Raw genomic sequence first — 24,845 nt, 5'->3', positions numbered from 1 at the left:
CCACAACATATAGCTTGATAAATAAGACATATAGAATGAATAGTAAACTGAGCCTGCTGGTCCTTAGCCTGTGGGGCCTGTGGTCGTGTGGGAGTGACCGCGGCAATAAAGAAACATTATTTGCGAATCTATCGGCGTCTGAAACAGGAGTCGATTTTGTAAACCGAAGTCTGGATCGAAAGGATTTCAATATTTTCAACTACCGTAATTTTTACAACGGTGGTGGCGTCGCAATTGGCGACGTGAATAACGACGGCCTGCCCGACCTGTTTCTGACATCTAACTTCGAAGCGAATAAACTGTACCTGAACAAGGGGGGAATGAAGTTTGAAGATGTAAGCCAGCCGACGGGGATTGTCGGGAAAAAATTCTGGTCGACGGGTGTAACGATGGCTGACGTCAATGGAGATGGTTTGCTGGACATTTACGTCTGTAACTCCGGTAGCCGCGATGCGCGGGGAAACCAGCTTTATATCAATCAGGGCCTAAAAAAGCGGGCGGGCGCGTCACCCGTACCCGTGTTTATCGATCAGGCAAAAGCGTATGGGCTAGACGACGGCGGCTTCTCGACTCATGCAGCCTTTTTTGATTTCGACCGCGATGGCGACCTGGATATGTATCTGCTCAACAACAGTTTTACGCCGATGGATCGTCTGGCTTACGCCAACGTCCGTCAGACGCGCGACAAACTGGGTGGCGACAAGTTGTTCCGGAATGAAGGTCCCGGAAAGAAATTTACGGATGTAAGCGCCGAAGCCGGCATTTATGGCAGCCTGATCGGCTTTGGCCTGGGCATTACCATCGGCGATGTCAACAACGACAACTGGCTCGATATTTACGTTTCAAATGACTTCTACGAGCGCGACTACCTGTACATCAATCAGAAGAATGGCACGTTTAAGGAAGATATTGAAAATCAGATGGGACACATCAGCCTGGCGTCTATGGGTGCCGATATCGCCGATGTCAACAACGATGGCAATCTGGATATTTTCGTGACCGATATGTTGCCGGATGATGACTATCGACTAAAAACCACGACTTCCTTTGAAAGCTACGAGCTGGGTCAGCTTAAGGAGTCGCGCGATTTTCATCACCAAGACTCCCGGAATATGCTTCATCTGAACAACGGGAACGGTACATTTTCGGAAATCGGGCGGATGGCCGGTACCAGCGCTACCGACTGGAGCTGGGGCGCCCTGATGTTCGACATGGATATGGACGGCAGGAAAGACATATTCGTGGCCAATGGAATTCTGAAAGACCTAACCGATCAGGATTATGTCGCTTTTCTGGCCGACAATCCGGATTTACAGTCCATGATCGAGGGCACCAAGAAGTTCGATTACAAAGAATACGTAAACAAGATGGGCACCAGTCCGCTGCCAAACTATGCGTTTCGGAACGTAAGCAACGGCATGCAATACGAAAACAAAGCGGTCGAGTGGGGGCTTGGAGAACCCAGTTACTCAAACGGCTCTGCGTACGGCGATCTCGATAATGATGGGGATCTGGACCTGGTTGTCAACAACAACAATTCCCCAGTTTCTATTTTCAAAAATTTGTCGGTCGAGAAAGATAAGAAAAACTTCCTGCGGGTACAGCTTCAGGGGTATGCGCACAACCCCAATGCGATTGGCGCGAAAGTCTACGTGCATCAGGGGAAAGAAACGCAATACCTACAACAGATGCCTAACCGTGGTTTTCAGTCGTCTGTAGATCTGACCCTGGTTTTTGGCCTGGGTGCCGATAGCGCGGGGAAAAAGCCTCCGGTCGATTCGATCAGGGTGATCTGGCCAGACGACAGGATGCAGGTAATTCGTCGACCAAAAATCAATACCACACTTCCGGTAGCCTATAAGAACGCGAATCAAACGGCAACGTTCCAGCCAAAAGCTACCGCCGGTGCACGCTTATTTACCGACGTTACGGCAACGGCCAGGCTGGATTACGTTCATCGGGAGAATGACTTTGTCGATTACAACCGGGATGGGCTGCTCAAAGAAATGCTATCCCGCGAGGGTCCCGCATTGGCCGTCGGTGATGTCAACGGCGATGGGTTAGAGGATGTCTTTCTGGGTGGAGCGGTCAACATGCCCCGATCACTCTATATCCAGCAATCGGGCGGTACGTTTACACTGAATAAGCAACCGTTTCTGGTCGACGCCATTTATACGGAAGATGTAGCGGCTACCTTTTTTGATGCCGATGGGGATAAGGATCTGGACCTGTACGTAGCTACCGGAAGCAATGAATTCGATGATCCGTCGTATCTGGCCGACCGGTTCTACCGCAACGACGGAAAAGGAAATTTTACCTGGGATAAAACCCTCCCCCGAACCCTGGAGAGCAACTCCTGCGTCAGGGCCGCGGATTTCGACCGCGATGGCGATCTGGATTTGTTTGTGGGCGGGCGTATGGTGCCGGGTCAGTACGGACAAAATCCCGATCAGTTACTCCTGGTCAACGATGGGAAGGGTAATTTCCGCAAAGCCACAAAGGACCTGATGCCGTTTTCAAAAGAAATCGGCATGGTGAAAGATGCCGTCTGGGCCGACGTCGATAACGATCATTATCCGGATCTGGTCCTTGTGGGCGACTGGATGCCCATAACCATACTTCGGAACAAACGGGGAAAAGGATTCGAACGGATGGACAATGAATCCCTCAAACAAACCGGTGGCTGGTGGAATACCGTACATGCTGCGGATCTGGATAACGATGGAGATCTGGATTTTGTGCTTGGCAACCTGGGCCTGAACAGTCGTATGGTCGCTTCGATCGGTGGGCCAGCTCATCTGTACGGCAATGATTTCGATCGTAACGGCTCATACGAGCAGATCATCACGTGTTACCGCCCGGGCGCAGACGGCCAGCCCCGGGAGTGTGTCATGGTGCAAAAGCCGGATTTGCAGAAACGCATTCCATCCATCAAAACGAAATACATCAAGCATGTCGATTACGCGAAAGCCGGTCTGGAAGACATTTTCTCGGCCGAGCAGCGCGAAGGTATGACCGTAAAGACCGTACAGACGGCCGAAACATCGATCGCTATCAACGACGGCAAAGGCAATTTTACCATTAGGGCCTTACCGCTTCAGGCTCAAACATCGCCTATTCATGCCATTCTGACGGGCGATTACAACGGCGATGGAAAAATGGATATCCTCCTGACCGGTAACTTCTTCGACGTACTGACGGAAGTGGGTCGTTACGATGCCAACTACGGGCTACTGTTGCTCGGTGATGGTAACCTGCGATTTACGGGGACAAAACCCGAACGGACCGGCTTCTTCGTGCGGGGGCAGGTTCGCCAGATGCTACCTATACGGAGTACAAACGGCAAAGAATTGATCGTGCTGGCTAAGAACAACGACCGCGCCCAAATTTTTGCGGTTTCGAAAGTCGGTAAACCATGATACGATTCTGCCTGCTTTTTTTCGGATGGGCAGCTTTGGTAGTGGCTTGCACCTCTAATCCGAACGCTCTGGAAAAACCGCTGTTTCAACGGCTGGATTCGACGCAGACCGGGGTAACGTTTGTGAATCGATTACAAAATACAGACAGTCTGTCGATTCTGGATTATCTGTACTTCTACAACGGCGGTGGCGTAGCCGCTGGCGATCTGAACAACGACGGCCTGACGGATCTGTATTTTGTTTCCAATCAGGGCGCTAACCAATTATACCTGAATAAAGGAAAACTCGCGTTTACCGACGTAACGGCTAAAGCGGGCGTAACTGGCAAGGCTGGCTGGCAAACCGGGGTCACCCTGGCCGATATCAATGCCGATGGCTGGCTCGATATTTACGTCTGTGCCGTAAGCCGATTCAGAGGCTTACAGGGCACCAACGAACTGTATATAAACAACGGGCCGGGGCCGGACGGTACCCCCACCTTTACCGAGCGATCGGCCGAATATGGTCTGAATTTCGCGGGTTTCTCGACCCAGGCTGCGTTTTTCGATTATGACCACGATGGCGATCTAGACTGCTTTCTACTCAACCACGCCGTCCATACCTCCCGAAGCTTCGATCACGTTTCGGCCCGTAACACCCGCAATCGGGAATCGGGTGATTATCTGTACCGGAATATGAGCATCGAACAGGGCGCAGCAGGTAAGTCATTCCACTTCGTTGATGTGAGTGAGCAGGCCGGTATTTTCGGCGCAGCCATGGGCTACGGCTTAGGTGTGGCCGTCGCCGATCTGAACAACGATGGTTGGGAAGATCTGTACGTTTCCAATGATTTTCACGAAGACGATTATTACTACGTAAACAATCACAAAGGTGGTTTTACGGAAAACATCCGGCAGGCGTTTGCGCATACCAGTCGTTTCTCGATGGGAAACGATATCGCCGACGTCAACAATGATGGCTATCCCGACGTGATGACACTCGACATGTATCCGGCCGACGAAACCGTAGAAAAATCGTCGCAGGGCGAAGACCCGCTGGACATCTATCGCTATAAACTTTCATACGGCTATATGGATCAATATAGCCGTAATTGCCTGCAAATCAGCCTGGCGGGTCGTAAGTTTATCGATGTCGGTATACTGGCGGGTGTGGCCGCAACGGACTGGAGCTGGTCTCCTCTGCTGGCCGATTACGACAATGATGGGATCAAAGACCTGTTTGTTGCCAACGGAATCGCTCGCCGGCCCAACAATCTGGATTACGTCAGGTATATCTCCGATGCTTCGACGCAGAATGAATTGGGATCTTCGTCGGCGCTGGACGAAAAAGCAATCCAGCTGATGCCCGAAGGCAAGGTACATAATTATTTGTACCGGGGAACGGCCAGCCTGCAGTTCGACGATAAATCAGAAACCTGGGGTTTTGCCACACCATCCCTTTCGTGCGGAGCGGCCTACGCGGATCTGGATAACGACGGCGACCTCGACCTGATCACCAACAACATCGACGAGCCGGCCGGAATTTACCGTAACGACGCCAACACGCTGTTTCCGAAGCGGCAGCACCTGACTATTAAACTCAAAGGCAATAGCGCCAATACATTCGGAGTGGGCGCTAAAGTGATCTTGAAATATGCCGGTTCATTGTCGACGGCGGGCGATTCGCTGCAACTGCAGCAGCTAATGCCGACGCGCGGCTTTGAGTCGGCCAGTGCACCGGAGTTGGTATTTGGCCTGGGAAATCATACTCACATCGACTCCCTGATTGTCATCTGGCCGGATTTGCGCATGGAAATTCGCCGAGGTATAAAAACGAATCAGACCCTCACGCTTCGGCAAGTAGACGCCAAGCTGGATGCCACCAATTTTCGGTACACCTCCCCGGCTGAGCAGCCGCTCTTCGCCGACGTGACCCGACGTGACTCGATTCCGTATCAGCATCGGGAGAATACGACTTACTTCGATTTCGTCCGCGAATCACTGATGCCATTTAAAGTTTCGACGGAAGGACCGCATCTGGCCGTTGGCGACGTCAATGGCGATGGCCTGGAGGATATTTACGCTGGAGGAGCCAAATGGCAGCCGGGTAGCTTGCTGGTTCAGCAACGGAACGGTACTTTCCGGAACGGACTGCAGCCCGCTTTTATAGCTGATTCGACCTACGAGGACGTGGATGCTGCTTTTTTTGATGCCGATGGAGACAAAGACCTGGACCTGTACGTCGTATCGGGGGGCAATGAGTTTCATCATAAAATGCCGGAGCAGTTCGATCGTCTTTACCTGAACGACGGTAAAGGAAATTTCAGTCGTTCGGTCGGTGCTCTGCCGCCCATGTATGACAATAAAAGCTGCGTTCGCCCCTATGACATTGACCGCGATGGCGACCTTGACTTATTTGTGGGGGGGCGCGTCGTTGGGTTCGAGTATGGCAAATCACCCAACTCCTACTTACTGATCAACGACGGAAAGGGTCATTTTTCGGATCAGACCGAAAAACGTTCCGATGGCCTGCGCAAAGCCGGTATGATTACAGACGCAGTCTGGGCAGACTACGATGGCGATAAAGACGCCGATCTGATCCTGTGCGGGGAGTGGATGCCGATCCGCGTTTTTGCGAACAACCAGGGCCGATTCGATGAAGTACAGCCAATCACTACCGACGGGGCTCCGTTGAGTGGTTTTTTTCAGCGTGTTCTTGCGGCCGACTTTGATCACGACGGCGATATCGACCTGGTAGCCGGTAATCTGGGAACCAATACCAAGTTGCGCAAAGCCCCCGATTCACAACTGCGCATGTGGGTGAAAGATATAGACAAGAATCAGACAACCGAACAGATAATCGCCTACAATCGAGGCAATAACTGGTATCCGCTGGCCACTAAAGATGAGTTGGGTAAGCAAATGCCGGGTATTATCAACAAGCGATTCACCAATTACGAATTGTTTGCCGGGAAACCACTGAATGAGGTAGTGAACGACGATGAGCTGAAAGATGCCGAAGAACACATCGTAAACCAGTTTGCCTCGGTGTATCTTGAGAATCAGGGGGGCAAGTTTCGGGTGCACGCGCTGCCGACGCTGGCTCAAGTGTCGAAATTGTTTGCCCTGCTGGCCATCGACTTTGATCAGGATGGGGATCTGGATGTGTTAGGCGGGGGTAATTTCTACGGAGTCAGTACTTACCAGGGTCGCTACGACGCCAGTTGCGGATTAGTATTGCGCAATGAGGGAGAAGGCCGCTTTACGGCATTGTCACCCATTGACACCGGGTTTCTACTGGCAGGAGAAGTCCGTGATATTCGGTTGGTTCAGACAATGAGCGGACCATTGGTCGTAGTTGCCCGAAACGGCACTGGCTTACAATCGTTTAAACCGCTGTTCCCAAAATAAGGCATCATCAGCACTGCCTTTCGTCCCATATTTTCCGTTAATTTTGTAAGTGGTGGATCACCCATGTATGATTTGACACCGTATAACTTGTTCGTAACTGTATGAAATCTTTGCTTCGCTTTGGCTGTTGGCTGGCGCTGGTTCTGGTCGTAGTGGCCGGTTGCCAGAAGCCTGCTTCACCCGCCGAGTATAATGCTAAAGCCGCTAATGTCGAGTACTATAACTCGGCGCTGAATAAACTGACGGAGGTAATTATTCACGACATTTTCTCCCCGCCTGTAGCCAGTCGTATTTATTCGTATGCCAACCTGGCCGGCTATGAAGCGCTGGTCCCGTTCGATGCGCAGTATGAATCGTTAGGCGGCAAACTAAAACGGTTTCAGGCTAGCCCTAAGCCTGAGCCTGGAAAAGAATACTGTTTTCCGCTGGCCAGCACCCACGCGTTTATGACCGTGGCGCGGGCGCTAACGTTTTCGGTCGATTTCTACGACACTTTTGAAAAGCCGTTCTACGAGCAGTATAAAAAAGATGGCGTTCCCGATGAGGTTTACGATCGGTCGATGGCCTACGGCGAAGCAATTGCCAAGCACATCCTGGATTATGCGGCCAAGGATAATTACAAGCAAACGCGCGGCTTCAAGCACACCGTAACCAACGAAGAGGGAACCTGGGTGCCCACGCCCCCGGCCTACATGGACGCAGCGGAGCCGCAGTGGAACAAACTTCGCTGCTGGGCGATGGATACCTGTAACCAGTTTATGCCGCCCAGGCCGTTCAAGTACAGCCTTGCCAAAGGTAGTCCGTACGAAAAAGAACTCGATGAAGTTTATCAGGCGGGTAAAAACCTCAGCAAACAACAACAGGATATCGCTTACTTCTGGGACGATAACGCATTTGTTATGAATGTGGCCGGCCACGTCATGTTTGCCAGTAAAAAAATGACGCCTGGGGGTCACTGGCTGGGCATTGCGCAAACGGTAGCCCGGAAACAAAAGCTGAATATGATGCGGACGGTCGAGGCTTACGCGCTCACGTCGTTTGCCCTGAGCGACGGGTTTATTTCGTGCTGGGATGAGAAGTACCGCACTAAAACGATCCGGCCCGAAACGGTCATCAATAAATACATCGATCCGAAATGGACGCCATTTTTACAGACGCCCCCCTTCCCCGAGTATCCAAGCGGGCATAGCGTTATTTCGACGGCAGCTGCCACCGTATTGACTGAGCTCATGGGGAATAACATCGCCTTTACCGACTCGACGGAGTTTAAATATGGTCACGGCGTCCGATCGTTTACTTCCTTCCGCCAGGCGGCTGACGAAGCATCGATCAGCCGGATGTATGGTGGTATTCACTACCGCTCGGCCTTGGTAAACGGGCAGACCGAAGGCGAGCAGGTCGGCAAATGGGTCATTGAGAAAATTCACGCGCGCAAAACCACCGTAGCCAGCCGCTAAAGATTGATTAAAAAGTTATTAAAGGTCCCTGCTTTCGAAAAAGTGGGGATTTTTTTTGAGTAAATGGCAGCCAATACATACAACTTTAACTCCTGTTCCCGCTGATGAAAAGTATACCTGTCTTATTGCTTATCTCGCTCACGCTCTGTAAGACTTTATTCGCTCAATCGACCAATGCTGATACGGCCCGCAAAAGCCAGCCAACGTACCATTCGATCAGCCGGTCGTCGGAAGATTCAACCCGATCTATCTTTAATTTCAAGGCGGCTCCTATCTACGTCCGGACCATGCCGTTTTCTATTTATACAGGTGCCGGAGCGCCCAAAGACCGAATTTCACAGAGTATCGAAATAGGTAAGTCGTTCAACGTGATTGACCTGGGTGTCGCCTTTGGCCGGAATTCGCTACGACCTGATACTTCACTGTTTCTGGAAGGACGCGTTACTATGGACGTCGCTAATTATGGCATTTTCGCAAACGAAATGACCATCGGTGCCGGGCGCGTTTTCGATAAACAAGGCAGTCTGATGCTCGAACTGACGTATAGTATCATGGCGCAGATTGCCCCTCGCGTTGGTATTGGCCTGACAACGGGCTACTATGATTTCAGCAGCGAATCGACGGACAGCTCCAAAACGTTTTATGGAATCTACCTGCGTTTCGGACTTTTACGAACCGATTCAGGGGGCTTGTTAGGCGGGGTCACCCGTGGGCGGTCACGGCCGGTGCGCATTGGCCGGCCACGACCGCACCGGCATGGCCGTTAAGGTTCGTCGGTCAACTGCTGCTGTATGACCCGCAGGCTGTCGATCAATGTCTCCAGCCGGTTTGTTTCTTTCCGAACGGTCCGCTTTCCCAGCACAAAATAGGCAAACAGCATCCAGGCCAGGTAAATACTTAGCGAGACGATGCGACCCGTTAGGCTGAAATACCCCAGAATTTCAATAAAATACAGACCAAAGGCACCGTTCAGGAGCACGTAATACAGGGGGATGTTAACCCGAATCAGGTACTTGCGAAGCGCGTAGTATTGTTCCCACTGCTCCAGGTGCTGTGTAATGGGGGCAGTTACGTCGATCCGACGCAGACGCTGGTAGAGGTTAAAGTTGATAAGGGCCTGAAGCGCCGGGATCAGTGCGATCAATATCACCGCCACATATGTCAGGGTAGACCGGAAGGTAATTCCGCTGAAGAAGCCAATCCATAGCACAACTATTGATGTTACCAACAGCGCTATGGCTGACAAAAGCTGAGGGCGCTCCAGTTTACGCCGGTTGGCAGCAGCCGTTTTTCTTAATTCTGCCAGGTCTGGAGCAGGCTTCAAAACGGACTGTTGTTGCCAGACATGTTTCAGTTGCTCAAAATTGTCCATATCGATGATATATATTGGTCAGCTGATGTTTGATCCGGTGAATTTTAACCCGCAGGGTTCCTTCTGAAATGCCGATAATCTGCGCGATTTCGGCATAGGGTGTGTCTTCGAGTACCAGGGTAATGATTAGTCGGTCGGTTTCGGCGAGTTTACGGATGCAGATGTATAACAGGCTTATCTGCTGCTCCAATTCACCCGTTTCTTCCGCGATTTGTTCGCTGTGCTGCGGCTGGAGTAAATCGGTTGGACGGTTCTGGACTGTCCGTAAATGATTCAGGCATGTATTGACCGCAATCCGATAAAGCCACGTACTGACCAGCGACTCGCCTTTGAACGCGGCTAGATTTTGCCAGACCCGCACAAACGTTTCCTGGGCTAAGTCCTGTGCCTGTGCGTAGTCGCCCGTATAGCCCAGACAGAGCTTCAGTACTTTTGGGTAATACTGCTGGTACAGCGAATCGAAATCCAGGCTGGGCGTCATAAAGAATCAATTAGCAGCCTGAAGAAACTGGTCGACCTGCTGATAAAACCACCGTGGGTCGTCGTACATGATAAAGTGTTTGGTATGAGCCACCCGTATCGTCTTTGGTTTCAGCTCGTTGTACTGCTCGTTTAAAATCTGCCGGGTTTTGGCTTCATCATTAAAATACAGGCTTCCCAGCACGAGCGTTGGCACCTGGATAGCCGCAATGTCCTTCCGAAGATCGGTTGTGCTCATTTCAACCAGGGTGTACCCGAGCGTCCGGCGGTCGCTGAGTGCCGACCAATGGGCAATCTGCCGGGCACGTGTCGAATCATTTACCTGCATGAGCATCGACCGGGCCATGGTGCTTTCGTACGAGTCGCTGGGCAGGTTTACGAAATTCTGCGCGACGGCTTCCGGATTGAACATAGGCAGTTTGCGTAGAGAATCGGCGCTGATGGCTGGATTGGTCATCGCCGAAATAAACGGAACCCCATCCACGCAGATGAGCTTACTAACCAGAGCCGGTTCTTTGCTGCTGATCCATAGACTCATAAAAGCCCCGAGACTATGCCCCATCAGAATTGGTCGTTGCAGATGCCGGGACTTTATATACCCAATAATTTCGTCGCGAACTGTCTGTAATACTGGGTTTTTAATAGCAGGTATGCCCGCAAAGCCAGGCAGCGTTAGTACATGACATTCGTACCGATCTTTTAGATGAGCCACCGTTTCTGTCCAGACATCGCCACTGCACGAATAACCCGGAATTAAAATAATCGGCTGCCCTTTTCCGGTAACGCTTACACTAAAGGAAGTAGGCTGCGCAAAAGCAAAGCGAGCGACAGCAAACAGGAGTATAAAAAATGAAGTCGTTTTCATGGTAAGTAAAGAATTTGTCGGTACAACATCGAACAACCGCCCTGGCGCCATAGCGGGGTTTCTGGTCATTGGAAACGGCCAGCCTTGATTTGTTACAACTTATCTTCACTTTTTTAGAAAAACTCCTGAAAACAGCATAATGGTAACCTTCAGGCTAAACCCCGGGCTCGTGGAGCGTGGTAACCGACCGAAGATTCGTTTACGAATAATTTGGTATTATTTTCAGTCTTTATTTCACATTGATCTACCTATGAATAAAAGGAATCTATTGTTTACGATCTGGCTGATGGCCTGGCCGCCGTTGGCGCTGGCCCAAACTTCACCAGACAATGAAGCCTGGCAACTGGTCGGGCAAAATATCAACCCCGCTGCTTACTACGGCATTACCGTCGGCAATGGAATGATTGGCCTTGTGTCTTCGCCCGAACCAATGAAAGTAAAAGACGTGGTGCTGAACGGTGCTTTCGATACCTACGGGCGGGGTCGTGTCTCGAACATCCTCAAGGTGTTCAATTTTGCCAATATGAACCTGGATGTCGATGGGCAGCGAGTGGGCCCTAAAGACATCGCGAATTATCGCCAGACGCTCGATATGCAAAAAGCAGCCTTGACAACAACGTTCGATTACAAAGACAAAGTAAGCGTCCGGCAAACGATGATGGCGTTGCGGCACTTGCCGTTTTCGCAGCTCACGATGGTCGAAATCACGGCCAGAACAGCGTGCGAAATAATCCCGATGAGCGTTATCGAAACTCCTGAAAACCTGAAAGAGGTCAAGAATTTTTACTCCGAGATCGACCGTTCACACGTAACGATTCGCCTGCTGACATCCGTTGCCAAAAGTCCGACGGGGCGGCATACGGTGGCCGCTTCGAACAGCTTTATCTTTGAAGAACCGCACGGTCAGGAGCCCGACGTCATCCACGAAGACTGGGATTACAACATGCACCTTGCCAAGTTTAAGAAGCGGCTTAAAGCGGGCGAAACCTACCGCTTCAGTGTGGTCGGGTCCGTGTCTTCGACTGCCCACACGGCCGATCCGCACAACGAGGCCGAACGCCTAACTATTTTTGCTGCCCTGGAACGTACGGAGCGGCTGCTCACACGCCACAGGGCCGAATGGGCCAAGCTCTGGCAGAGCGATATTATCATCGAAGGTGATGCTGATGCCCAGCGGGCAGTTCGGTCAGCGCTCTATCATTTATACTCGTTCGTACGGGAAGGATCGGGCTACAGCCTGTCGCCAATGGGACTATCGGGACTTGGCTATAATGGACACGTTTTCTGGGATACTGAATTATGGATGTATCCGCCCCTGTTGACACTCAGGCCCGACATTGCGAAGTCGATGCTGGAATACCGGTTTGAACGGATGCAGATGGCCCGTCAAAATGCGTTCAGTCATGGCTACAAGGGGGTTATGTTTCCGTGGGAGTCGGATGCCGATGGGCAGGAGGCAACCCCCGTCTGGGCGCTGACCGGACCGTTTCAGCACCACATCACGGGCTGCGTGGGCTGGTCATTCTGGAAATACTACCAGGTAACGGAAGACAAGGAGTGGTTGCGCACGCGCGGGTATCCAATGCTGAAAGAGGTTGCCGATTTCTGGGCCAGCCGGGTCGAGCGGGAAGGGCCGGGCAAATACCACATCAACAACGTAATCGGGGCTAACGAATGGCAGGAAAACATCGACGACAATGCGTTTACGAACGGTATGGCAAAAACGTCGTTGCTGTATGCCGTTCAGGCAGCCCAGGAACTGGGCCTAACGGCAAATCCCGACTGGAAGCTTGTTGCCGACAACATTCCCATCCTTAAATTTCCGGACGGCGTCACCAAAGAAAACCGGACATACGATGGAGTACTAATAAAACAGGCCGATGTGAATCTGCTAGCCTATCCGCTGCATATCGTGGCTGACGAGAGCGCTGCTAAAAAAGATCTGGCATACTACGAGCCTCGGTACTCACCGGAAGGCCCCGCTATGGGATGGTCGGTGCTGGCGACACTTCGGGCGCGGCTTGGCGAGCCCGACAAAGCCTACGACTGGTTTGTGAAGAGTTATAAGCCAAATGAAGTGCCACCGTTTGGGGTGCTGGCTGAAACAGCAGGTGGAACAAACCCCTATTTTGCGACGGGCGCTGGTGGGATGCTGCAGGCGGTGATCAACGGATTTGGCGGTCTGGAAGTTACCGACAACGGCATTGTTCAGCTTAAAACGAAGCTACCTAGAAAATGGAAATCCCTGACGATTAAAGGAGTTGGCCCCCAGTTGAAAACCTTTCAGGTACGGTAAAAAAGAAACCACTCGGGCCAGCGATGCGCTAATGCAGCGTCGTTTAGCCTGAGTGGTTCATTGCTTGTTACCATTGTGCTGCTGGTAGGTGAGTCGATTGAAGTTCCAGTTGAACATCTTTAGAGCCAACGGCCATTTTATTGAGGGCAATGTAAATTGTTTTGACGGCATTTTCGATGCGTTCCCAGCCTTCTTCGCTCCGCAGATCGATACTGATCATGGTGCGGTCGTTCTGAGCCATAATAGTCAGGTAAGTCATTGCACCAAGTACGACAGCCGAGATAGCCTGCGTGTCGGCACCTTTGACGAACGACAACTGACTGACAAGCCGGGTCATTTCTTCATCCTGCGCTTTGGCGGTTGTTTCAGCGATAGAATCATTTTCAATGACACTGGCTTTTAATATCTCACGGGCGGTTTTAAAAGTACGGAAATACCGATAGGTTTGAATAACCTGACGGTACCAGATACGAGCTACATCGGATTCGTGTAGCGGGCGGATCTGATCCAGCAGGGTGGGGGTGAAAACTGGAAAAAGCTTTCCCATTTTTACGTAATATTCCAGCAGGCCTTCCATGCCACCAAAATACCGGTAAATCAACACCTTGCTCACATTGGCTTTTTCGGCCACACGATTGACACCGACACCTTCCAAACCTCGTTCTGCAATCACATCTTCTAACGCTTCGACAATTCGCTGAGTGGTTTTGGCGCGGTTCCGGCGTATCTTCTCGTCTTTTTCCATAATCACTGCATTCATTAATAATTCAGATAGATGTCTTAATTCAAACAGATGTCACCTCCTTTGACTATAATTGTTAATGAAAGTCACTTTAATAAACTTTTATCAATCAACATCCATAACTTAAACGATTTATAGGCAAAATTGATTACTATAAACCCCTGTTCACGAGGATGTTTAACCGCTAAGTAATCTTACTGTCTGTGGCTATACGTTAAAACGATATAGATAGCAGAATTATATATATAAGGTTGGTAACAATGAAAAGTGGAGTAATGATTTGTTATTCTGGCGGGATACGCTACCCTCATTTTTTGACCATTTCTCACTTTTTTCGAGCGTTTATGGTAGCTAGGCAACCTTACTAGTCGATGTAGTGCATATTTATTGAATTATACTGATATTTAATTGAATCTTGGAGGTATTTGCAGCCAGTGGATTTTATGAAATTATTTTTAAGATAGTGGGTAAAATAGTACTCTCGCTGGCAGTAATTTCGCTGCCTTTAGCACTATGCCTCTGTTATGCGCCGGTACACAATTTAAATGAGGTGTTGCCACACGCTGTTCGGAAGCGGCCAAAAAAAGACTACAAATTAAGAAGTAAAGCGATTCAGATCTCACTACTGAACAGAGCCATTGTTGTCGACGGGCTGATGTTGATGCGAAAAGATACCGCCAACGGTTCTAGCTAGTACGATGTTTCTTAACAGAAACCGATAAATGTGTACTGAAACATTCTACCCCTGGTCGGTCAGGTGAACTGGTAAGCCCACCAGATCAGCCCGCCCTGCAAGGGGAGTCTGGCCCAGCGAAGCCAGGCCGGAAATTTCCGAAACCGGTTCGACGTAGCCATGTAAACGTTCGCCGGGAATACTGCAACCAATAGTAAAATAAGCCCCCAGGCCGACAGCGAACGGGTTGCCGGTAGCAGCAAACCGAGGCCAAGCACTACTTCGGCCACCCCGCTTACACTCACCAGAAACGGATGCGCGGGCAGGTAGGGCGGCATGATAGCCAGGTACATTTTAGGGTTGAGAAAATGATTCAAACCCGCTGCGATGTAGACAAAAGCCTGAATGTATAAGCTTAGGTTAGGCATATAGTCTGGATGTACGTTGGAAAAGCCGGACGCTCCAACGCACGTAAACCTAAACCGGAAAAGCTACTGCAATGATTTGAATTTATTCGATGAGGTGCCCGACAAAGCCCGCCCCATTATCCAGAATCTGCCCCCCGCGCCGAAAACCGAGCCCGCAGGCTTCGCCCGCGTAAAAAACTCCAGCCTGGTACCGATGTCCGGCCGAGTCTTTGGGAAACTCGACATACTCCTGATAAATTTTCGGATACTCGCCATAGGCGCCGTCGACGGCCAGTTGTTCGTTGCCATTGGCATTCAGAATGCGGGTGTTGGCACCTTCCCGGCCAAACAGCACCTTCTCTACGCAGGTTTTACCGACCAACGGGTTGGTATCGGTTTCCAGCAATAGCGGATGGTTCGGATAAAGCTCCCACAAAATTTTGAGGATGTATTTCGACTGAAAAAGGAGAGTGTATGCTGGATTCAACACCACAGCGAGCCGCTTTTGCACAATTTTCGTCAGGATTTCGACCAACTCCGGCTCTTCTTCAGCGATCGACTCCCAGGGCACCAGCTTGAACCAGAAATCTAGTTTTTCGAACTGACCATTCTTTGGATTCTGCCAGAAGATACCCTCGTCGGCCGAAAACTCGACATTGTCTACGAAATCGAATTCGATCTCGAAACCCGCTTCCCGGGCGGCTTCACCGAGCAAAGTTACATTGGTGTCGTCTTCAGGAAAATTCCGCATGGCAGACAGCAGCAGAGTAGGTTGTAGGTCCGGATTTAGCGCCAGAAGCTCCTCGAACTGTCCGGTTAGGGTTTCGAACAGCGCATTGAACTGATGGCTCTCATCGAGGCCATTGGCGCTGAGGTGAGCGTACTGCACCACGGCGGTTTCAGGTAGGCAGGTAGCCGTGTCGGCGTTGAATTCGATCAGTTTGATAGCATCCTGATCGCCAACGCCCCCAGCCAGGTCGAAGCGTCCGTAGAGGTGAATATTCCGGTCGTCGTCCCACGAGAGTTTGATCAACTCGATCAGGTTTTCCGGAATACCCAGTTCAGCAAACCGATGCGTATCGATGACGTGCTGGCCGGCCGCCACAAACATTTCGAATAATTCATTGGCGGCTTCGTAGTAAGCGTCGGCTTGATCGGGGCTTATAACGACGACCTCATTAGTCAGATAGGGGAGGGTATCCTGGCCTAGCATCCAGTTCCAGCCAAGGTTTCGAAGTTGTGTATCGGGCGAAGTAGCCAGCGTTTTGAGTAAAATCATCGGTAAGATTCTTATAAGTTGGTACGCAGTTGTGTGCGCCTTTCGGTTCCTGCAAAAACAGATCGTAATTCGTGCTGGCGTGGTATTATTTCCTAAAGCTCGTTTATTCCTATGTTCCGAACCTACTTACTTTTAGCTGGTGTGTTGCTGACCCTGACGACTGGTCAGGTCAATGGACAATCGGTAAGAAAAGAAACGCCTGTCGCTGTCATTTTCGATACGGATATGGGGCCAGACTACGATGATGTAGGCGCTATCACACTGCTTCATGCTTTCGCCGACGAAGGGCAGGCGCAGATTCTGGCCACCATAGCCTGCACCAATTACCCCAAAGTGACGCAGGTATTGAGCGTTCTTAACACGTATTTCAACCGCCCAAATGTACCAATCGGAGTTCCGAAAGGCAAAGCCGTCGGGGATAAAGACACCCAGCACTGGTCCGACACACTGGTAGCCCGCTATCCACACCGAATCCGTTCCAATGAGGAAGTACCTGACGCCGTGACGCTTTACCGCCAGATTCTGGCCAAACAACCCGATCAGAGCGTGACTATCATTACGGTTGGTTTTCTGACGAACCTGGCTAATCTGCTGAATTCGAAACCCGATCGGTATTCGAAGCTGTCCGGTAAAGCCCTGGTTAGCCAGAAAGTCAGGAGAGTGGTGAGTATGGCGGGTAAATTCCCCAATGGTCGCGAATACAACGTGTTCAGAGATACCCTCTCTTCGCAGATCGTGTTCGCAGACTGGCCGACACCTATCCTGATGAGCGGCTTCGAAATCGGCCAGAAAATTCATTCGGGGCTGCCGCTAATCCAGAACGCTGGCATCCAGCATAGTCCTGTGAAGGATGTTTTTCGCATTTCGTTGCCCAAAGCCCAGGAAGATAAGAATGGCCGGATGAGCTGGGACCAGACCGCCGTATTGGTAGGTGTACGCGGATATGCTCCGTACTATACTGTCAAATCCGGTCGGCTGACCATGAATCCGGATGGGTCCAACGGCTGGGATGCCTCAGGCAAGGGGCATGGGTATCTGGTAGAAAGCAGGCCATTTTCGGAGGTAGAAACCCTGATTAATGAACTCATGCAGCATCAGCCCCGGAAGCAATAAAGCAACGGAAACGGCCTGTCTGACGTTATAAATTACAGGGCTTTTCCGAAAACGGGTGTTCAGCATCGGCTGAGGTTTTCTGAAAAAGCGACGTTATAGATTAGGCAATCCTATTTTTGCACGACCTATGAGTGATTTGATAAAAGAAGCAGTGCGGAAAGGCGCCATGTTCTGTGCGTATCAGGAGCGAACCCAGCAGGAGGTTCGGGACAAGCTGAAGGAATGGGGCGTCTGGGGGGATGATGCGGAAGAAGTCATTGCCGAGCTGATTCAGCAGAACTATCTGAACGAAGAGCGGTTTGCCAAAAGTTTTGCCGGCGGAAAGTTTCGGGTAAAAAGCTGGGGAAAGCGCAAAATCAGGCAGCATCTGCAACAGCGGGGGATATCCGGCTACAATCTCGATCAGGCGATGAAGGAAATTGCCCCCGACGATTATCAGGAAACGCTAAAGGCCTTACTGGAAAAAAAACGCCAGAGCCTGCACGACGACAACCCATTGGCAATCAAGCAAAAGCTGGTACGGTATGCACTAAGTAAAGGTTACGAATCCGATCTTATTTTTGCCATACTAGGCCATGAGTAACAGGGTTGGAAAGCCGTGCTTTTTATAGTTATTTTTCGCACGGCTTTTCAGCCCTGTTACAGATACGTTTGTTTTTTTTCGACAATTTCCGGTTCCTGATGCCCATGAAGCCGTGTAAAGTTTCTATCATTCTTATCAACTATAACTCAAACCAGTTTACCCGAAACTGCGTCGATTCGATTGATGAGATGACCAAAGGCGTTGACTACGAAATTGTTATCGTCGATAATAACTCCGCGCCTGCCGATTACGAAGCCCTGAAACCGATGAGTTGCCAACCCCATATCCGGCTTATCCGCAGCCGAATCAATCTGGGGTTTTCGGGAGGAAACATGCTGGGAGTTCAGTTTGCCGACCCTTCTACGGATTATTATTATTTCCTGAATAACGACTGTGTTCTGCGAACCGACGTATGCAGCCAACTGGCCCTGTTTATGAACGCTACGCCGGACGCGGGTTTATGCGGAGCGCAGATGTATGCAGAAGATGGTTCCCACCAGATTACGTTCGGCTATCTGCCCACGCTGGGGACTAAACTACTTGGTCACAGTATTGTCCGGCTATTCAGCCCGGCTACGTATCCACCTGTCGATCGGATCTACAAAAAACCGTTGCGGGTTCCCTTTGTAATGGGAAGCACGCTGTTTGTACGGGCCACGACATTTGGCCAGATCAGTGGCTTCGACGTAGCTCATTTTCTGTACGTCGAGGAAGAAGATCTAGCCAAGCGACTGTCGATAGCCGGGTTCAACACGTATCTGGTGCCGCAGGCCGAGTATGTTCACTTTACAGGACAGAGTACGGTCCGGAGTTACGACATTGAAAAAGAATACTATATTTCGCTCTTTCATTATTTTCGTAAATACCATTCCTGGCCAGCACGGGCTCTGTTCAGAATCTATTATTTCGTAAAAAATGCCAGGAAAATTTACCGCGATCCGATCTATGGTCGATTAGCGTGGTTCATTGGCCGCGGGAGTCCGATGCGCGAGAGTCTACGCTACCGGCAGACCCTTCATTCCTGGCATGCCATAGCCGATAAAGTCTGACAGCCGGCTGGTTAAGATGCAGGGGCGCAAAACATCTGCACCACTTTCGCTAACTAGTCCAGGCGTGCAGTAGCTTCACCGGCTTAGCTCAAAATAATCGTAAAAATAGTCGGCTGGTTTCAGGTTGAGCCACTGTTGCCGGTTCTGAACCAGTTCGTCGTAAGTCAGAGCCTCAATTTGGGCCGGCGTAAAGGAAAGCGTCGATTCTGGCTTTGCTCTCGTAACGATTCCCAGGCCCTGGTCGCAATCGAGCACAAACACATTCAGGTCAGGGCGCTGGCTGCGCAGGTGAATAATAGTTCGCCAGACATCGCCATTCCACTCGCCGGTTGTCCAGGCGTCGAAGTGGCCAGCAGCGTCTGCTGTCTGCGGATTACAGTCGTGCATAACAATGACGCCTTTGTCGGTCAGGTATTGGAGGGTGTTCTCGACATCACGGAGCGCAAAATGATATTCATGCATGCCGTCGACCAGCGCTACGTGCAGCTTCGTATCCGCGAAAATACGCTGGGCATCCTGCTCGAAGAAGTCGTCGCTGGTCTTTTCGAAATACTGATTATTGAAATTGTATGGATTAAGAACCGTTTTGCCAAACCGTCGTCCAGCATTGAAGATGAACTTGGGATCGACCGCAACTTTAAACCTGCTTTTGATCCGAAAAAAAATATGACCGTTCTCAACACCAATTTCAAGGTAGTTTCTCAACCCTTTCTGACTCATTAAAGCTTGAATGACATCTAAGCGGTTCATGTAGAGAGGCCAATGGGGGATGATCGGAGTAGAATAAGTGCATAAAAATAGAAAAGTCCCAGTGTATACTGGGACTTTTCTATTTAACGTAGTGTCGGTAGCCTTAAAAATCAGCGTCGAACGTAATGCTCTTGGTTTCTTCGGCAACCGGGGCGGGCGCCGGGCTATCGGCATCCTGCGGATTTTGCGAAGCCGCTTTAGCCGACCGAAATTTCGCCATTACTTCACCCCGCTGGTATTCACCTACGCGTTTTTCGAAGAAATTGGTTTTCCCCTGCAACGAAATCATATCCATGAAATCGAACGGATTCGCCACGTTGTACAACTTCCGTAAGCCGAGCGTTACCAGCAGGTGATCCGCTACGAAGGCGATGTATTGCTTCATCAGCTCGGCGTTCATGCCAATGAGCGAAACGGGCAGGGCGTCGGCGACAAACTCTTGTTCGATTTCGACCGCATTCCGGATAATATCGTAAAGCTGTTCTTCCGGTAATTTATTGACGATATGATCCGTGTAGAGCATACAGGCAAAGTCGCGGTGCAAGCCCTCGTCGCGCGAGATCAGTTCATTCGAGAAGGTCAGCCCCGGCATCATACCTCGTTTTTTAAGCCAGTAAATGGAACAGAACGAACCCGAGAAGAAAATACCCTCTACTACGGCAAAGGCAATCAGCCGTTCTGCAAACGTACCGTTGTCGATCCAGCGAAGCGCCCATTCGGCTTTCTTCTGTACGCAGGGAATCGTGTCGATCGCGTTTAGCAGCCGATCCTTTTCGTTGGGGTCCTTGATATACGTATCAATCAGCAGCGAATAGGTTTCAGAATGGATATTCTCCATCATGACCTGAAAGCCGTAGAAGCATTTGGCTTCGGCATACTGCACTTCTGATAGAAAATTGACAGCCAGGTTTTCGTTGACGATTCCATCCGAAGCAGCAAAGAATGCCAGCACGTGCGAGATGAAATGGCGTTCGCCCTCGTTGAGGCTATTCCAGTCTTTCATATCCTGGCCCAGGTCAATTTCTTCGGCCGTCCAGAACGACGCTTCGTGGGTTTTATAGAACTCCCAAATGTCCCAGTGCTTGATAGGAAACAGCACGAATCGGCCTTTGTCTTCCTGTAAGATCGGTTCGATCACATCAGTTTGTACCATGATAACGGAGATGCGTTTTATGTGGAGATGCCCGATGCCGCCGAAGGGTAAACCGGACAAATATCGTGTAAGCTCAAGCTAACAAAGTTACGATTTCAGGTCTCTTGCGCAAGGCTAAGACAAGGACTCAGCGTTATTGGACAAATGAACATTTTAGGTAAAACACAGTAAATCAAATTTTTACGACGGAGTGCCCTGAAGAACTTCTTGAAATAGTTCAGTTACAGGTATTAAATCCGAAATCAACAAGCTTTCGGATTTAATATTACGGTGAAGATGTGTTATGTCCATTTAAAGTTCTACCTCATTCAGCCATTTCCTTTAATTGATTATGATTAGAACTGGTAGATAAAGAAACAAATTTTGAAAGGTCATGGTTGGGGCACGCTGAGTCCTTTTTTAACCAAGTATGCACCGATGTTAAATACATGGTTTACCAGTGAACGGCTTCAATACGGTCCTGAGTAGCAATTGGCACGGCTTGCGGCTCCGTTTATACCCGTACGATTTTCTAAACGCTGAAAACCAGGAGTTTGCGCGAGATATAGCCGTTTTTCGTCATCCCAGCCGTATCGACTTCCCTATCAACCTCAATTGCAATGGTTGGAGAAACCGTCGCGTATTTTTTAAATTTTGTTCAGCGTCCGGCATCGGTCGATGGGGAGATATTCTAAGCAATGTCCATACGAATTGTAGAGACGCGACCCTTCGCGTCTCATTAGCGTCAGCAATAGTGTAAGACCTAAAGATGAATCCACCTATCAGGCGCATGATCATGAAATCGGTCATGGAAAACCTGTATTCAGTGAGGCTGTTATATACGTACATCAGACTATTGCTGACGCCAATAAGACACAAAGGATTGCGTCTCTACACAGAACTACCCCCGCCCGTTTTACGTTGTTCTTTAGCATAAGCTCATCCCAACGTGACGGAAGAAAAAACAGTGGACCGGCAATCCGGGCTTACCGATATTGACCTGACGGGGTACGAACAGATTGAAGTCCTGGGTGCCCGCGAACATAATCTCAAAAATATTGACGTTACTATCCCCCGCAACAAGCTGGTGGTAGTAACCGGTATCAGCGGCAGCGGCAAATCGTCGCTGGCCTTCGATACCATCTATGCCGAAGGCCAAAGGCGCTACATGGAAAGCTTTTCGGCCTACGCCCGCTCGTTTATCGGCGACATGGAGCGTCCGGATGTCGATAAAATCAATGGGCTGAGTCCAGTCATTTCCATTGAGCAAAAGACGACCTCCAAAAACCCCCGCTCGACGGTTGGTACAACCACCGAGATCTACGACTTTCTGCGTCTGTTCTATGCGCGTGCCGGAGAGGCTTTTTCGTATCTGACAGGGCGAAAAATGGAACGGCAGTCGCAGGACCAGATTATCGATACGATTCTGGAGCAGTATGCTGGACAGAAACTGACGCTCCTGGCGCCGATTATTAAAGGGCGGAAAGGGCATTACCGCGAGCTGTTCGTACAAATCGCCAAAACGGGCTATACCAAAGTTCGCGTGGATGGCGTAGTGCAGGATATTGCGCCGAAAATGCAGCTGGATCGGTACAAAATCCACGATATCGAAATCGTCATCGATCGGCTCGTGCCCAAAGCCGACGATCGCTACCGGCTAAGTCAGTCCGTACAGACCGCACTGAAACAGGGAAAAGGAGCCATGCAGATGCTCGATGGTGCCGGGCAACTGGTGTATTTCTCGCAGAACCTGATGGACCCTGAGTCGGGAATCAGCTACGACGAGCCCTCGCCGAATACCTTTTCGTTTAACTCGCCCTATGGTGCGTGCCCGGTTTGTAACGGCCTGGGTGTGGTGGAAGAGATCACAGAAGAATCGGTGATTCCAGATAAATCGCTGAGTATCAGTAGAGGAGCTATTGCCCCATTGGGCGAATATCGGGAGTTGTGGATTTTTAAGGAGATCGAAGCAATTCTTAAAAAATACAAGCTCAACCTAACGACACCCGTCAGCAAGTTTCCGGAAGATCTGCTATACGCACTCATGTTCGGGACAGAAGATGAAGCGACTGTTCCGTCGAAAAAATATCCCGGTGAAGATTACTATAGCTTCAAGTTCGAAGGTATCGTCAACTTTTTGAAGCGGCAACAGGAGAACAGTACCGACAAAATTCAGGAGTGGCTGAAAGACTTTATGGTCGTAAAGACCTGTCCTGAGTGTGCCGGTGCCCGCCTGAAAAAAGAGTCGCTGTATTTTAAGATCGACCAGAAAAACATCTCGGAACTGGCCCGCATGGACATCTCCGAACTGACGCTCTGGTTCGATGGACTGGAAAGCCGCCTGAGTATCCGTCAGAACATTATTGCCAAAGAAATTCTGAAAGAAATTCGGAAGCGCATCGGTTTCCTGCTCGACATTGGCCTCGAATATCTGACGCTCGATCGGCCGCTCCGTACACTCTCGGGTGGCGAAGCCCAGCGCATACGGCTGGCTACGCAAATCGGTACGCAACTGGTGGGTGTATTGTACATTATGGATGAGCCGAGCATCGGTTTGCACCAGCGCGATAATGTCAAACTGATCGATTCGCTAAAAAACCTGCGCGATTTGGGCAACACCGTTCTGGTGGTCGAACACGATAAGGATATGATGCTTGAATCCGACTTTATTCTCGACATTGGACCGGGTGCGGGACGACACGGCGGGCAGGTGGTTGGCATCGGAACCCCGGATGAATTTATTCGGAATGGAAGTACGACCGCCGATTACCTGAGTGGTCGGCGGGCTATCGACGTACCGGCAGAACGGCGAAAAGGCAATGGTAAGTTCTTGATAATCAAGAATGCCACTGGCCATAATCTGAAAAACGTAACCCTGAAGCTGCCGCTGGGCCGGATGGTGACGATTACGGGTGTATCGGGTAGCGGCAAATCGTCGCTGATTCACGAAACCCTGTTTCCGATTCTAAATCGTCACTTTTATAAGTCGAAGCGGGAGCCCTTACCGTTCAAAACGGTCGAAGGACTGGAGTACCTGGATAAGGTCATTGAGGTTGACCAGTCGCCCATTGGCCGAACCCCCCGCTCAAATCCGGCTACCTACACGGGTATGTTCTCGGAAATTCGAACGCTGTTTGCCGAATTGCCCGAAGCCAAAATCCGCGGGTATAAACCGGGACGGTTCTCATTCAACGTTAAAGGGGGCCGCTGTGAAGATTGTGAAGGCGCAGGCATGAAGAAAATCGAGATGGAGTTTCTGCCCGATGTGCATGTCGTCTGCGAAACCTGCAAAGGTAAGCGCTTCAACCGCGAGACCCTCGAAGTGCGCTTCAAAGGCAAATCGATTGCCGACGTGCTCGACATGACCGTTGAGCAATCGCTGGAATTTTTCGCCAGTCAGCCTAAAATTCTTCGTAAAGTACAGACGCTGAACGATGTCGGCTTAGGCTATATTACCCTCGGTCAGCATGCGACTACATTGTCGGGTGGCGAAGCCCAACGGGTAAAGCTCGCTGAGGAACTGTCGAAGAAAGACACCGGCAAGACTCTCTATATTCTGGATGAACCGACAACCGGCCTGCATTTCCAGGACATCGCTCACTTGCTCGACGTGCTGAACAAACTCGCCGACAAAGGCAACACCGTGCTGATTATCGAGCATAACCTGGACGTTATCAAAGTCTCCGATTACCTGATCGATCTCGGCCCGGAAGGCGGTAACAAAGGTGGTAACATCATTGCCGAAGGCACCCCCGAAAAAGTGGCAGAAGTACAGGGAAGCTATACCGGTAAGTTTTTGAAAATGGAGCTGGCTGGATAGGGACATATGTTCTATCTTG

The 24,845-nt window shown here is 50.4% G+C and carries 17 protein-coding genes; 9 read left to right on the top strand and 8 right to left on the bottom strand.

Going from position 1 to position 24,845, the window contains the following annotated elements:
* Positions 1-35 precede the first annotated feature (35 nt).
* The 4 genes from ACYVC2_RS02505 to ACYVC2_RS02490 all read left to right on the top strand — a co-directional run bounded on the left by ACYVC2_RS02505 (position 36) and on the right by ACYVC2_RS02490 (position 9,032).
* A complete protein-coding gene (locus ACYVC2_RS02505; protein ID WP_461100699.1) occupies positions 36-3,419 on the top strand; it encodes a VCBS repeat-containing protein in 3,384 nt (1,127 codons plus the stop codon).
* Positions 3,416-6,808 carry a VCBS repeat-containing protein gene (locus ACYVC2_RS02500; protein WP_461100698.1) on the top strand — a complete coding sequence of 1,131 codons (3,393 nt, stop codon included), beginning with the start codon at positions 3,416-3,418 and terminating at the stop codon, positions 6,806-6,808. The genes ACYVC2_RS02505 and ACYVC2_RS02500 overlap by 4 nt, the downstream gene beginning before the upstream one ends.
* A 101-nt stretch (positions 6,809-6,909) precedes the next feature.
* Positions 6,910-8,265: a vanadium-dependent haloperoxidase gene (locus ACYVC2_RS02495; protein ID WP_461100697.1), complete on the top strand. Its 1,356-nt coding sequence runs from the start codon at positions 6,910-6,912 to the stop codon at positions 8,263-8,265.
* Positions 8,266-8,369: 104 nt separating this feature from the next.
* Entirely contained in the window at positions 8,370-9,032 is a 663-nt protein-coding gene (locus ACYVC2_RS02490) for a hypothetical protein (protein ID WP_461100696.1), read from the top strand.
* On the opposite strand, the gene ACYVC2_RS02485 is transcribed toward ACYVC2_RS02490, so the two are convergent.
* Genes ACYVC2_RS02485 through ACYVC2_RS02475 form a run of 3 tightly spaced genes read right to left on the bottom strand, consistent with a single transcriptional unit; the run spans position 9,029 to position 10,982 of the window.
* A complete protein-coding gene (locus ACYVC2_RS02485) occupies positions 9,029-9,637 on the bottom strand; it encodes a hypothetical protein (RefSeq protein WP_461100695.1) in 609 nt (202 codons plus the stop codon). The two genes, ACYVC2_RS02490 and ACYVC2_RS02485, sit on opposite strands and share 4 nt — an antisense overlap.
* A complete protein-coding gene (locus ACYVC2_RS02480; protein WP_461100694.1) occupies positions 9,624-10,118 on the bottom strand; it encodes an RNA polymerase sigma factor in 495 nt (164 codons plus the stop codon). Before ACYVC2_RS02480 ends, ACYVC2_RS02485 begins: the two co-directional genes overlap by 14 nt.
* Before the next feature lie 6 nt (positions 10,119-10,124).
* The gene (locus ACYVC2_RS02475) at positions 10,125-10,982 is read right to left on the bottom strand and encodes an alpha/beta fold hydrolase (RefSeq protein WP_461100693.1); all 858 of its coding nucleotides are present in this window, start codon (positions 10,980-10,982) and stop codon (positions 10,125-10,127) included.
* A 286-nt stretch (positions 10,983-11,268) separates the two neighbouring features.
* Between ACYVC2_RS02475 and ACYVC2_RS02470 the strand changes: the two genes are divergently transcribed.
* Positions 11,269-13,278 carry a glycosyl hydrolase family 95 catalytic domain-containing protein gene (locus tag ACYVC2_RS02470; protein WP_461100886.1) on the top strand — a complete coding sequence of 670 codons (2,010 nt, stop codon included), beginning with the start codon at positions 11,269-11,271 and terminating at the stop codon, positions 13,276-13,278.
* Positions 13,279-13,345: 67 nt separating this feature from the next.
* On the opposite strand, the gene ACYVC2_RS02465 is transcribed toward ACYVC2_RS02470, so the two are convergent.
* The 3 genes from ACYVC2_RS02465 to ACYVC2_RS02455 all read right to left on the bottom strand — a co-directional run bounded on the left by ACYVC2_RS02465 (position 13,346) and on the right by ACYVC2_RS02455 (position 16,379).
* Positions 13,346-14,023, bottom strand: a complete 678-nt coding sequence (locus tag ACYVC2_RS02465; RefSeq protein WP_461100692.1) for a TetR/AcrR family transcriptional regulator — start codon at positions 14,021-14,023, stop codon at positions 13,346-13,348.
* 750 nt (positions 14,024-14,773) lie between these two features.
* Complete coding sequence (locus ACYVC2_RS02460) at positions 14,774-15,121, bottom strand: DoxX family protein (protein ID WP_461100691.1); 348 nt, start codon at positions 15,119-15,121, stop codon at positions 14,774-14,776.
* Positions 15,122-15,203: 82 nt separating this feature from the next.
* A complete protein-coding gene (locus ACYVC2_RS02455; RefSeq protein ID WP_461100690.1) occupies positions 15,204-16,379 on the bottom strand; it encodes a glutathionylspermidine synthase family protein in 1,176 nt (391 codons plus the stop codon).
* Positions 16,380-16,490: 111 nt separating this feature from the next.
* Here ACYVC2_RS02455 and ACYVC2_RS02450 point away from each other — a divergent pair, with 111 nt between their 5' ends.
* The 3 genes from ACYVC2_RS02450 (at position 16,491) to ACYVC2_RS02440 (ending at position 19,124) form a co-directional block, all read left to right on the top strand.
* Positions 16,491-17,492: a nucleoside hydrolase gene (locus tag ACYVC2_RS02450; protein WP_461100689.1), complete on the top strand. Its 1,002-nt coding sequence runs from the start codon at positions 16,491-16,493 to the stop codon at positions 17,490-17,492.
* A 127-nt stretch (positions 17,493-17,619) separates the two neighbouring features.
* The gene (locus ACYVC2_RS02445; protein ID WP_461100688.1) at positions 17,620-18,075 is read left to right on the top strand and encodes a regulatory protein RecX; all 456 of its coding nucleotides are present in this window, start codon (positions 17,620-17,622) and stop codon (positions 18,073-18,075) included.
* 104 nt (positions 18,076-18,179) lie between these two features.
* Entirely contained in the window at positions 18,180-19,124 is a 945-nt protein-coding gene (locus ACYVC2_RS02440; RefSeq protein WP_461100687.1) for a glycosyltransferase, read from the top strand.
* A gap of 75 nt (positions 19,125-19,199) precedes the next feature.
* Here the strand turns inward: ACYVC2_RS02440 and ACYVC2_RS02435 are convergent, their stop codons facing one another.
* Positions 19,200-19,874, bottom strand: a complete 675-nt coding sequence (locus ACYVC2_RS02435; RefSeq protein WP_461100686.1) for a class I SAM-dependent methyltransferase — start codon at positions 19,872-19,874, stop codon at positions 19,200-19,202.
* Between the two features lie 103 nt (positions 19,875-19,977).
* On the bottom strand, positions 19,978-21,027 hold the full coding sequence (locus tag ACYVC2_RS02430) for a ribonucleotide-diphosphate reductase subunit beta (RefSeq protein ID WP_461100685.1): 1,050 nt from the start codon (positions 21,025-21,027) through the stop codon (positions 19,978-19,980).
* Positions 21,028-21,973: 946 nt separating this feature from the next.
* Here ACYVC2_RS02430 and uvrA point away from each other — a divergent pair.
* The gene (gene uvrA, locus ACYVC2_RS02425) at positions 21,974-24,826 is read left to right on the top strand and encodes an excinuclease ABC subunit UvrA (protein WP_461100684.1); all 2,853 of its coding nucleotides are present in this window, start codon (positions 21,974-21,976) and stop codon (positions 24,824-24,826) included.
* Positions 24,827-24,845: the final 19 nt, after the last annotated feature.

Source organism: Spirosoma koreense (assembly GCF_054777875.1).
Note: the sequence above shows the minus strand (reverse complement) of the source record. Positions and strands in the feature narration are given on the sequence as shown.

Coding starts and splice junctions, on each gene's coding strand:
- ACYVC2_RS02495 (WP_461100697.1), top strand. CDS start 6,910: ATGAAATCTTTGCTTCGCTTTGGCTGTTGGCTGGCGCTGGTTCTGGTC.
- ACYVC2_RS02490 (WP_461100696.1), top strand. CDS start 8,370: ATGAAAAGTATACCTGTCTTATTGCTTATCTCGCTCACGCTCTGTAAG.
- ACYVC2_RS02440 (WP_461100687.1), top strand. CDS start 18,180: ATGAAGCCGTGTAAAGTTTCTATCATTCTTATCAACTATAACTCAAAC.
- ACYVC2_RS02450 (WP_461100689.1), top strand. CDS start 16,491: ATGTTCCGAACCTACTTACTTTTAGCTGGTGTGTTGCTGACCCTGACG.
- ACYVC2_RS02505 (WP_461100699.1), top strand. CDS start 36: ATGAATAGTAAACTGAGCCTGCTGGTCCTTAGCCTGTGGGGCCTGTGG.
- ACYVC2_RS02465 (WP_461100692.1), bottom strand. CDS start 14,023: ATGGAAAAAGACGAGAAGATACGCCGGAACCGCGCCAAAACCACTCAG.
- ACYVC2_RS02455 (WP_461100690.1), bottom strand. CDS start 16,379: ATGATTTTACTCAAAACGCTGGCTACTTCGCCCGATACACAACTTCGA.
- ACYVC2_RS02475 (WP_461100693.1), bottom strand. CDS start 10,982: ATGAAAACGACTTCATTTTTTATACTCCTGTTTGCTGTCGCTCGCTTT.
- ACYVC2_RS02445 (WP_461100688.1), top strand. CDS start 17,620: ATGAGTGATTTGATAAAAGAAGCAGTGCGGAAAGGCGCCATGTTCTGT.
- ACYVC2_RS02470 (WP_461100886.1), top strand. CDS start 11,269: ATGGCCTGGCCGCCGTTGGCGCTGGCCCAAACTTCACCAGACAATGAA.
- ACYVC2_RS02435 (WP_461100686.1), bottom strand. CDS start 19,874: ATGAACCGCTTAGATGTCATTCAAGCTTTAATGAGTCAGAAAGGGTTG.
- ACYVC2_RS02485 (WP_461100695.1), bottom strand. CDS start 9,637: ATGGACAATTTTGAGCAACTGAAACATGTCTGGCAACAACAGTCCGTT.
- ACYVC2_RS02460 (WP_461100691.1), bottom strand. CDS start 15,121: ATGCCTAACCTAAGCTTATACATTCAGGCTTTTGTCTACATCGCAGCG.
- ACYVC2_RS02480 (WP_461100694.1), bottom strand. CDS start 10,118: ATGACGCCCAGCCTGGATTTCGATTCGCTGTACCAGCAGTATTACCCA.
- ACYVC2_RS02500 (WP_461100698.1), top strand. CDS start 3,416: ATGATACGATTCTGCCTGCTTTTTTTCGGATGGGCAGCTTTGGTAGTG.
- ACYVC2_RS02430 (WP_461100685.1), bottom strand. CDS start 21,027: ATGGTACAAACTGATGTGATCGAACCGATCTTACAGGAAGACAAAGGC.